The following is a 9,094-nucleotide window of genomic DNA, read 5'->3' as shown; positions in this document are numbered from 1 at the left end:
GTATGGGCGAAAGTCAAAAAAGATTAGGATCAAACATTTGGTAGGGTACCGATTAAGTATCATATTTCTGAAAAAATCTGTCTTTTTTGGTTAGATTTTGTAGTATTGATTGTAAATTAAATATACATTTCTATTAAAATTTGTTCGACAGCAATTCAAATGATGATTGTTTTACTTACATTTATATAGATAGTGGTTCACTTGAAGTGCCTGATAGCAGCATTTTTACAAGTATGGCAGTGGAATCGCAACAGAAGAGTCTATTTAAAATATTTGTTCATATTTTTAAATAGTATTTTCCTTTTGATAATTATGAGGTGATAATTTAGCGACTATTTTTCTACCCTATTTGTATTAAGAATGAAAACTATCGGACGAAAGGACAGTCTATATTAAAGTTTTCCAAAAGTATAACTAGATTATAATTTGAATATTTTTATGTATATTATTTATTAGTAAAAAAGGGTGATAAATGCATGACCTTAAGAAAATTAACAAAAAATCACTTGATCACTACTGATTATCATCAGAGCGGATTGTTACAAACATGTAAAGGACATGTTCATAACCTTAATTTACATCAACAAACCCTTTCTTTAATAAATGAATAGTAAACTGTCTTCTCCATTCAATTATCTGATATCAAAAAAATCATTAAAGATTCCTGAGATAATGCAAAATGGAAAATAGATTTCATGTAAAAGAAGTATTTAAAAAAGGGTTTTGATGCAAAAACTTAAAAACAAGTGAAGGAAAGTGCATCTGCTGGTATCATGTGTTGATTTCAAAGGGAATACCAATAATTTTCACCTTAATAAAACGAGAGATATCAGAGCAGTCAAGTGCTTTTTTAAGAAACCTTGGCTGCTTTTCATGGTTCAAAACTTCTAAGGAGAGGAAAGTATGAGTGAATTGCATTTTATGAGTCTAGAAGAACTGAATAATAAATTGAACAAATCCGATAGTGGTGTTTATTTACTTACAGACTATAACGACAACATTGTTTATGTAGGCAAGGCTTTTAGCATAAAGAGTAGAGTTTCAGCTCATTTTAACAGTTATTCCAACACTAAGGAGTATGCACATTTATTTAATAAAGTAGCGTACCTCATTGAAGATAGTGTATTAAAACGTTCTTTATTACAGATTACTTATATGATTAAATATAAAACAGTATTAAACAAAGAAGTTCAAAAGGAGTTCCCAGAATTATATACTCAATACATTAAACAGACAAATAAAAAATCCATGTTATTAGAAATTGATGAAGCTAGAGAAAAAGGGAAAATAGAAAATGTAGCAAGAGATATAGTAAAAAGGGAACGACAAGAAGTTAAACTCCCAAAAATTGAAACAGAAAAACAACATCAGTCTGCATTGGAATTAAAAGAACTGCAGAAGAAAAGGACAAGAGAAAGAGATAAGTTAAAGAATGACTTAGTAAAATTAGTTGGTGGAAAAACTATGTTTTATGACATAATTTCTTTATTAGACGATGGGTATAACCATCATGTCCTCGCTAAAGTATTGAGCATAGAACTTCAAACATTAATTACAATTAAAGAATACCGAAACGATTTCCGTACACAACGTAATCATAAGCGGATAATAAAGCATCAAGATATAATGGATGCTTTATCTGGTAAAAAGAATTTAAGAAATCTAAGGTTAAACCATTGACTTTAAAGTAGCAAATCTGCTGCTTTTTTTATTTTACAAAGGGAATTACCGCGGGGGGTATTTCATTTGTAAAATGTTTTAAACTATAGAAAAGAGGGTTCTGGTGCGAATATATGAAGTAGCCCAATTTCTCAATTTAATGCTAAGAAATTGGGCTTTTTTCATTACTTCAGAAAAGGAATAAGAACACTATAGGATTTTATACTTCCATCGGTAATCATTTTTTAAAAGATTTTTAGAAATTTAAAGATGAAGTATTGTATACATGCAAGTATGGCTAAAAATGAAAAGTTATAAACACTGAATTTGATTAAATACTTTTTGCTCTCTTTACGGTTGGCCTGAATGAATAGTTTATAGGAGATTACACTGGCTAAAGATGCGATAATTGTTCCAAGTCCTCCGATATTTACTCCTAATAATAAGGGTTTCCAATCAGAAGTAAAGTTTGACAGGAGAATTGAAGCAGGCATATTGCTAATAAATTGACTCAAAAATATGGAACTAAAAAAAACTGATGTGTCTCCTCTTAAATTGGCGCGAGCAAATGTCTCCATTGCATTTGAGTTAGAAATATTTCCAATAAAAACAAAAAAACAGACAAAGGTTATCAGAAGAGAATAATCAATCTTAAATAGTAATTTTCTATTCAAAATAAATACTGTCACCAATGTGATTATTAGCGCAATGTAATAATTAATGATTCCAAAAATAGATGCAATAATAATGACAAGTATCAGGATCCAGACTGTAGCTTTTTTTCGATCCTCTATGGTAATAACAGGAAGTTCTATTTTTAATTCTGTTTTATGAAGTTTTTGAGCAAATATAAACAACAAACTGATGCCAAGCACAGCTAATAACAACATTGAACCCCAAAATGGGATGAGCTTAATTCCATAGTAAGAATAGATGTACAAATTTTGCGGATTCCCCATAGGCATCAAGCTGCTTCCGATATTTGCCGCAATTGTCTGCAGGATGATCGTATCCATCATATTCATTTGTGTCTTTTTACTAATGACAAGTGTTATTGGTACAAAAGTGAGCAAAGCGACATCATTCGTTACAAACATGGAACAAATGAAGCATAAAAAAATCAGAATAACTGATATTGACCTACTGTTATTGCATTTATTCAATATAGCAACGGCAAGTTTGTCTAATAACTTTAGCTCTTCAAAGGCCTTTATGGCTACCATTAGATTAAATAAGCTAACGAGCACTTCAAGGTTAATATATTCGAGCCTTGGCGGATATATAAAACAGCTTGCAACTGCTAGTATCAGTGAAATGGTAAGCACTATATCCTTTTTTAAAAATACAAATTTCATAAGGATTCTTTTTTTATTTTGGATGAATATTAATTCTTTCACAATACACCACCTGTGATCTATGTTAATAGAAGGGAACGGAAGAGCAATTCTTACCCTAAATAAGCATTCTTCAATATATATCCAACAAAGGCCATAGATTGCAATAAATTTAATAGTTTTTCTTGTTAATTAGTTGTTCTATAATCTGGCCCTTAAAGGAATCATATGACTAACGTTTTCAAACAACCCTATAAGGCATTTTTTATTCGTGGCTCCTGTTAAAAAACATGCTTTTTGACAAGCCCGATATGTCTAGAAAAGAGTATGTCACAAGGCCCTGGATGGGAACTTTGTAATATGGCATCCCAGCAAAACACTTTATAACATATAGAAACAGGTTCTTAGCGTGACTGAAATAAGGAATTTTTTGTTCTTAGAGCCCTTAACGTTGTAAATCCGCATAATGTTGGCGGGACCCCATTAGGGGATTAGCTGAGAAAAACTAATGTTATTTTGTTAACTTTATAATATCATATATAAACCAAATGCAATGTTTTTTGAAGATTTCGCAAAAAAGGTTACCAAGCCTTGACTTCAATCACTTTACATGAAGTTTTAAAAGAGCAAAAAGAATGCAGGATTCTATGAAAAAAGGAGGTAAACTTGTCAAAGGATAGGGAGACCAAAACTCGCGCTTCTCGGGCATTGCATAAAATCCTGTATACGAAATAAATTCGAAGATTGCGAGAAACCTAGTGCCCATCTGGATTTCCTAGGGAATTTCACTTCCGATAATGCCTCGTTCTGTCTCTTTCCTAACAAATCATGAGAGTATGAAATTATAAAGAAATGAGGGGGCTGAAACTGAATAATAGCTGTGATCGTTTTATGAAAATGTTCAGCACCTGTTTATGATGTCTTTTTAATAGTGGTAGGTCAAAGGGTTTTATTTGTTGGAGTAGGGACAGCGGGAGATTTGGCTTTTTTCCAATTGATCAATTAGATACAACAGCCATTGATTACTAAATGGAAATGCTGCAAAAGGCAAAAGAAAAGTACCCTGATAATCAGGTTAAATTCTTTCATATGGATGCACAAAATCTTCAATTTGAAAATCAATCGTTCGATACTGTAGTCGCAGGTCTCATTTTAAGTGTTGTACTCAATCCCAAAAAGTTATGAGATAGATGATACGTGTTTCCAAACCAAAAGGACATATCGTTATATTTGATAAAAATAGATCATTATTTAAATGGCATTTTATCAAATATTCAGGATTTCAAAGTCTTCGCCATGCTCCATGTACAATCAGAGAAATTGAAACGACTCATGCTCTATATATAAGAAAAAGATAAAATGGACAAATTCAAATAGGTATGAATTTGTCCATTTTGTTTGCTATTGATAGTGAGACATAATGTAAGTCAAATGTGATAAACTTAGTTTTTACTCTTTAGTGAGACTGGATAATTCAACAGATTTTTGAGTACAACGTTTCATAGCTGAAATGATGGCTGTTCTTAAACCTTTTTCCTCTAATGTTGCTACAGCTTCTATTGTCGTTCCCCCTGGAGAACAAACCATATCCTTCAACGCACCTGGATGTATTCCCGTTTCCAATACCATTTTTGCAGAACCTAATACAGCTTGAGCCCCGAATTTATAGGCTTGATCTCTTGGCATACCTTCTAGTACAGCAGCATCTGCCATGGCTTCTATAAACATATATACATATGCTGGAGAAGAGCCGCTTATAGATGTTACAACATCCATTAATTTTTCACTTACTATCTCTGCCTGACCAAAACTATTAAATATATTGAGTATCTCTTCTAAATCTCTTTCTGCAACCATTTCATTGCAACATAACGCAGACATTCCTTCTCCAACAAGAGCAGGTGTATTAGGCATTACTCTTACAACCTTTAACTTTTTACCGAAAGCATCCTCAGTACTCTTAATGCTTTTTCCCGCAGCAATAGTTACGACTATTATATCGTTTTTTATCTGCTCTTTTATTTCGTTAATTACGGACGAGTATAGGTCTGGTTTGATTGATAAAATTAAAATATCAGCATTTTTAGCTACTTCATTGTTGTCAGTAGTTGTAGTTATATCATATTTTTCACTAGCATTTTTTAGATTAATGACGTTTAAATCTGAACAAATTAGTTTATCTGAAGACACTATATTTTTGTTTATCATCCCGCCAATCATAGCCATACCCATGTTTCCACACCCGATGAATCCAATTTGTTTGTCCATAATATCTCGATCTTGCTCCTTTTAAAATCAATTTTATTGGTTTGAAAGTATTATTCTGAAAAAATTTAATAATATCCCATACAATATAAAAAAACATTTTAAGAGAGTGCATTACTTTTTGCAATACAAAAAATAAAGAAATCAATTTTATTCAACACTATATAAGTACATGCACTATAATTAAATATTTTGTGTTATATACCACTCAGTAACCTTAAAAATCATGTTGGGGAATAGCAACACATCCTATCAATCGCATAAAGAAAAAGGGAAGTTGTATGCTTTGACATGAATAGCTCTCTTTGTTGTACGCTAAGAGATGTTTAAAAGGTTTTATGTTTATGAATAAGGGATAAGGTATTGTTATATAAATGTTTTCTAGACATGGTGATGTTAATACAGTGTGTACATAATTTCATACTTAAAACTTGTCACCCTATTAAATTTTCAAAATATCTCTTGACACAAAGATGCACTATATCGCATAATGTATAAAAATCAAACTGGAAATCGTTGAAGGGAACTAGTAAATATGTCCTCTTGCGCAAGAGAGTGGAATTCACCGGCTGAAAGATTCCTCGTATAGAAAGTATCGAACCTATCCCTGAGTCTTAAATGAAAGTTTAGGCGTACGCCTGCGTTATAGGCACCAAGTGGATATATAGTTATATCAATGAAGGTGGTACCGCGGAACAATGACCGTTTCGTCCTTTTTATTAAGGGCGAAGCGGTCATTTTTATTTTGCTCTTTATTCCTAGATAGGCAGCATTGATGAGAAGAGACATTGCTGCAAACTGCATGTATAGAAGCTAAATTTGCAAAAAACTTTGAATTTAGACTAGGAGGTACAAAAGTGAAAAAACAACGAATTGTTGTGAAGATTGGAAGTAGTTCTTTGGCAGCTAATCATGGTGGCATCTCTGAGGAACAGCTTTCAGATCACGTTTCTGCTATGGCACGGCTGAAACAGGAAGGACATGAAGTTTTGCTGATAACATCTGGGGCTGTCGCTGCAGGTTTTTCCGCTCTAGGGTATCCTAGCCGACCTGTGACAATAAAAGGAAAACAGGCTGCCGCGGCTGTTGGGCAAAGTCTGTTAATGCAGGCGTATACGGAAGAATTCCACAAATATGAGATCGTTACTGCGCAACTCTTGCTGACGAGAAGTGATTTCTCCAGAAAAGAACAATACAGTAATGCTTACGCCACTTTAGGGGAGCTACTAAATCGTTCCGCTCTTCCTATAATCAATGAAAATGATTCTATTTCTTTAGAGGAGCTGACATTTGGTGATAATGACATGTTGTCTGCTTTAGTAAGCGGGCTTGTATCAGCTGATATGCTCATAATTTTTACAGATGTGAACGGTTTGTATGACCGAAATCCTCAAAAAAATCCGGACGCAAAAAAATACTACTTTCTCCCTGAAGTTACGGAGGAAATCGCTTCTCTTGCTGGAGATGCTGGATCAAAACTTGGAACTGGCGGAATGAAGTCGAAAATCGATGCTGCAAAGACCGCACTTTCACTTGGGGTGAGTGTGTTCATCGGAACAGGGCGTGGACAGGATAAATTTTTAGATGTTTTGAAGGGGAAAGGTGATGGAACTTACATCGGTAATGCTCCTCAAAAAGTGATCAAGATGAACAAGCAATGGATCGCGCTACATTCTGTTGTCAGTGGACAAATTGAAGTGGATACCGGAGCAGTCGCTGCCATCATTCAGCATGGAAAAAGTCTTCTCCCTGCCGGTGTTACCAATGTGTTTGGGTTCTTTCAAGCAGGCGAAGTCGTGGAGGTCATCACACAACAAGGACGCGTGATAGGCAAAGGACAATGTAGATATAGTACAGAGGAATTACAAGATATAAAAGGTATGCAGAGTCACGACGTTCAGGCTCGAGGTGAAAGACATAGCTATGAAGTCATTCATAGGGATAATTGGGTTTCATTTTAAGAATAGAGAAGGTTCGTTCAAGTGAAGAGAACAGAGTCCTCCGTCTTAAAGCTGATTGATTCACCTAATATCTATGTAGAAGAGTCTTGGATGGTAGTGCCAAGTTGTCAGAGTTAAACACGCCTCAAGTTTTATATTTTAAATCTTTAAAAGGAGGAAATGAAAATGAAAGAAGTGTTGGAAAAAGGACAAAAAGCGAAAAAGATTGCTGGAGAACTTGTACTCAAATCCACTAATCAAAAAAACAAGGCACTCGCGGCGATTGCTGAGCAATTGATAGTAGAGACACCCTATATTTTGGAGGAGAACAACCGCGATATCGAACAAGGCAAAGAGAAAGGGATGTCTATCTCTCTCCTCGATCGCCTCATGCTGAATGAACAGCGCATTATTGATATGACAGAGGGGATTCGGCAGCTGATTGATTTGCGTGATCCTGTCGGAGAATGTGTAACCGCATGGAAACGGCCGAATGGGTTGTCTATTCAAGAGATGCGCGTTCCACTTGGTGTTGTCGGGATGATTTACGAGGCGCGCCCGAACGTGACGGTAGATGCGGCCACAATTTGTTTAAAAACAGGAAATGCGGTGATCTTGCGTGGTAGCTCTTCCGCTACTTATTCTAACAAAGCCATTGTCGCTGTCATTCACCGAGCCCTCAAACAAACGGACTTGCCTCCAGAAAGCGTACAGCTTATTGAAGATACATCACGAGATAGCGCAAAGCAGCTGTTTACATTGAACGAGTACTTGGATGTTCTTATCCCAAGAGGTGGCAAGCAGTTGATAGATACTGTAGTGAGCGAAGCGTCTGTTCCTGTATTAGAAACAGGTGCAGGAAATTGTCACATTTTTATTGATGAAACTGCAGATAAACAGATGGCATTCGATATTATCGTAAACGCCAAAACACAGCGTCCGTCTGTATGCAATGCAATTGAAACAATTATACTTCATGAGAATTGGGCGCAGCGATTCGGTACCGAGCTATTTTCTTTCTTGAAGGAAAGAGGAGTGGAACTGCGTGGAGATAAGAAAGTATTGACAATTGATTCTTCCATTGTACCAGCTTCAGAAGAAGACTGGGGAACAGAATTTTTGTCTCTCACACTGGCAGTCAAAATGGTTTCATCTGTTGAAGAAGCGATTGACCACATCAATACGTATGGATCCATGCATTCCGAAGCGATCATTACAGAGAACGAGGAAAACGTCAGCAAGTTTTTCACGTCCGTCGACGCCGCGGCGCTCTACCATAATGCTTCGACCCGCTTTACTGACGGTTTTGAATTTGGCTTCGGCGCAGAAATCGGCATCAGCACACAAAAGCTGCACGTGCGGGGACCAATGGGTCTATCTGCATTGACTTCCACAAAATATGTGATTCGTGGGAATGGACAGATTCGGAGATAAGAAATAGAAAGAAAGAGGCAAAGTAAAGAGGGGGCTTTGCCTCTTTAATGGACATAAAAAGACTATTATTAGCGATGCGATTTCTGCTAATGCTTATTGCGTAAAAAGGGTGCCATTGCTACAAAGGCCCAAATATCATATTGATTCAAATCACGGCTGCCTCTTGACGGGATACTGATTCTTCAGGAGAAAAGCTTTTCTCAGTGGATCCCTGCATTAGCCCTAAGTTAACAGCTATTTCAATCTCTCTTTTCGCCCAGTAATGTTTAGGAACACCGTTAAATAGAAACGATTTTTCAGGAGAAAAAACATTAAATTGCGCAAACATACGTGCAGTCATAAATGCCATATCCGCCCGAGTGATTGGTTTATTTGGCTGAAACTTCCCTGTTTGGTTTTTGGCGAGATAAAAGGGATAGAAACACTTCATGTCATATACAAACAAAGACGAAGTCTTCAATT

7 protein-coding genes and 1 other annotated feature are annotated in these 9,094 nt (G+C 35.6%); of the genes, 4 read left to right on the top strand and 3 right to left on the bottom strand.

The annotated features are described in order from the left end of the window. The first annotated feature begins 903 nt into the window (after nucleotides 1-903). The gene (locus LOK41_RS26385) at nucleotides 904-1,680 is read left to right on the top strand and encodes a GIY-YIG nuclease family protein (RefSeq protein WP_241818957.1); all 777 of its coding nucleotides are present in this window, start codon (nucleotides 904-906) and stop codon (nucleotides 1,678-1,680) included. A 224-nt stretch (nucleotides 1,681-1,904) separates the two neighbouring features. On the opposite strand, the gene LOK41_RS26380 is transcribed toward LOK41_RS26385, so the two are convergent. Continuing rightward, nucleotides 1,905-3,056 carry an SLC13 family permease gene (locus LOK41_RS26380; protein WP_241818956.1) on the bottom strand — a complete coding sequence of 384 codons (1,152 nt, stop codon included), beginning with the start codon at nucleotides 3,054-3,056 and terminating at the stop codon, nucleotides 1,905-1,907. Nucleotides 3,057-4,022: 966 nt separating this feature from the next. Here LOK41_RS26380 and LOK41_RS26375 point away from each other — a divergent pair. After that, on the top strand, nucleotides 4,023-4,178 hold the full coding sequence (locus tag LOK41_RS26375) for a class I SAM-dependent methyltransferase (protein ID WP_241818955.1): 156 nt from the start codon (nucleotides 4,023-4,025) through the stop codon (nucleotides 4,176-4,178). Nucleotides 4,179-4,442: 264 nt separating this feature from the next. Here the strand turns inward: LOK41_RS26375 and proC are convergent, their stop codons facing one another. Continuing rightward, nucleotides 4,443-5,261 carry a pyrroline-5-carboxylate reductase gene (gene proC / locus LOK41_RS26365; RefSeq protein WP_241818954.1) on the bottom strand — a complete coding sequence of 273 codons (819 nt, stop codon included), beginning with the start codon at nucleotides 5,259-5,261 and terminating at the stop codon, nucleotides 4,443-4,445. A gap of 504 nt (nucleotides 5,262-5,765) precedes the next feature. Further along, nucleotides 5,766-5,976: a binding site (T-box leader), on the top strand. Between the two features lie 139 nt (nucleotides 5,977-6,115). On the opposite strand from proC, the gene proB reads away from it, so the two are divergent. Beyond that, nucleotides 6,116-7,219, top strand: a complete 1,104-nt coding sequence (proB, locus tag LOK41_RS26360) for a glutamate 5-kinase (RefSeq protein WP_241818953.1) — start codon at nucleotides 6,116-6,118, stop codon at nucleotides 7,217-7,219. Between the two features lie 165 nt (nucleotides 7,220-7,384). Next, nucleotides 7,385-8,632 carry a glutamate-5-semialdehyde dehydrogenase gene (locus tag LOK41_RS26355; RefSeq protein ID WP_241818952.1) on the top strand — a complete coding sequence of 416 codons (1,248 nt, stop codon included), beginning with the start codon at nucleotides 7,385-7,387 and terminating at the stop codon, nucleotides 8,630-8,632. A 145-nt stretch (nucleotides 8,633-8,777) separates the two neighbouring features. Here LOK41_RS26355 and LOK41_RS26350 read toward each other — a convergent pair. Further along, nucleotides 8,778-9,094 (bottom strand): S-layer homology domain-containing protein (locus LOK41_RS26350; RefSeq protein ID WP_241818951.1); only part of this gene is annotated, 317 nt, incomplete at its 5' end.

It is taken from the genome of Bacillus sp. TL12, assembly GCF_022625245.1.
In the GTDB taxonomy this organism is placed as follows: Bacteria; Bacillota; Bacilli; order Bacillales; family Bacillaceae_G; genus Bacillus_A.
The sequence above is the reverse complement of the archived record's forward strand: the minus strand, read 5'-3'. Positions and strand labels throughout refer to the sequence as shown.

What these genes read in the sequence shown, in the direction of transcription:
- proC (WP_241818954.1), bottom strand. Translation starts at nt 5,261, where the DNA reads ATGGACAAACAAATTGGATTCATCGGGTGTGGAAACATGGGTATGGCT.
- LOK41_RS26375 (WP_241818955.1), top strand. Translation starts at nt 4,023, where the DNA reads ATGGAAATGCTGCAAAAGGCAAAAGAAAAGTACCCTGATAATCAGGTT.
- LOK41_RS26385 (WP_241818957.1), top strand. Translation starts at nt 904, where the DNA reads ATGAGTGAATTGCATTTTATGAGTCTAGAAGAACTGAATAATAAATTG.
- LOK41_RS26355 (WP_241818952.1), top strand. Translation starts at nt 7,385, where the DNA reads ATGAAAGAAGTGTTGGAAAAAGGACAAAAAGCGAAAAAGATTGCTGGA.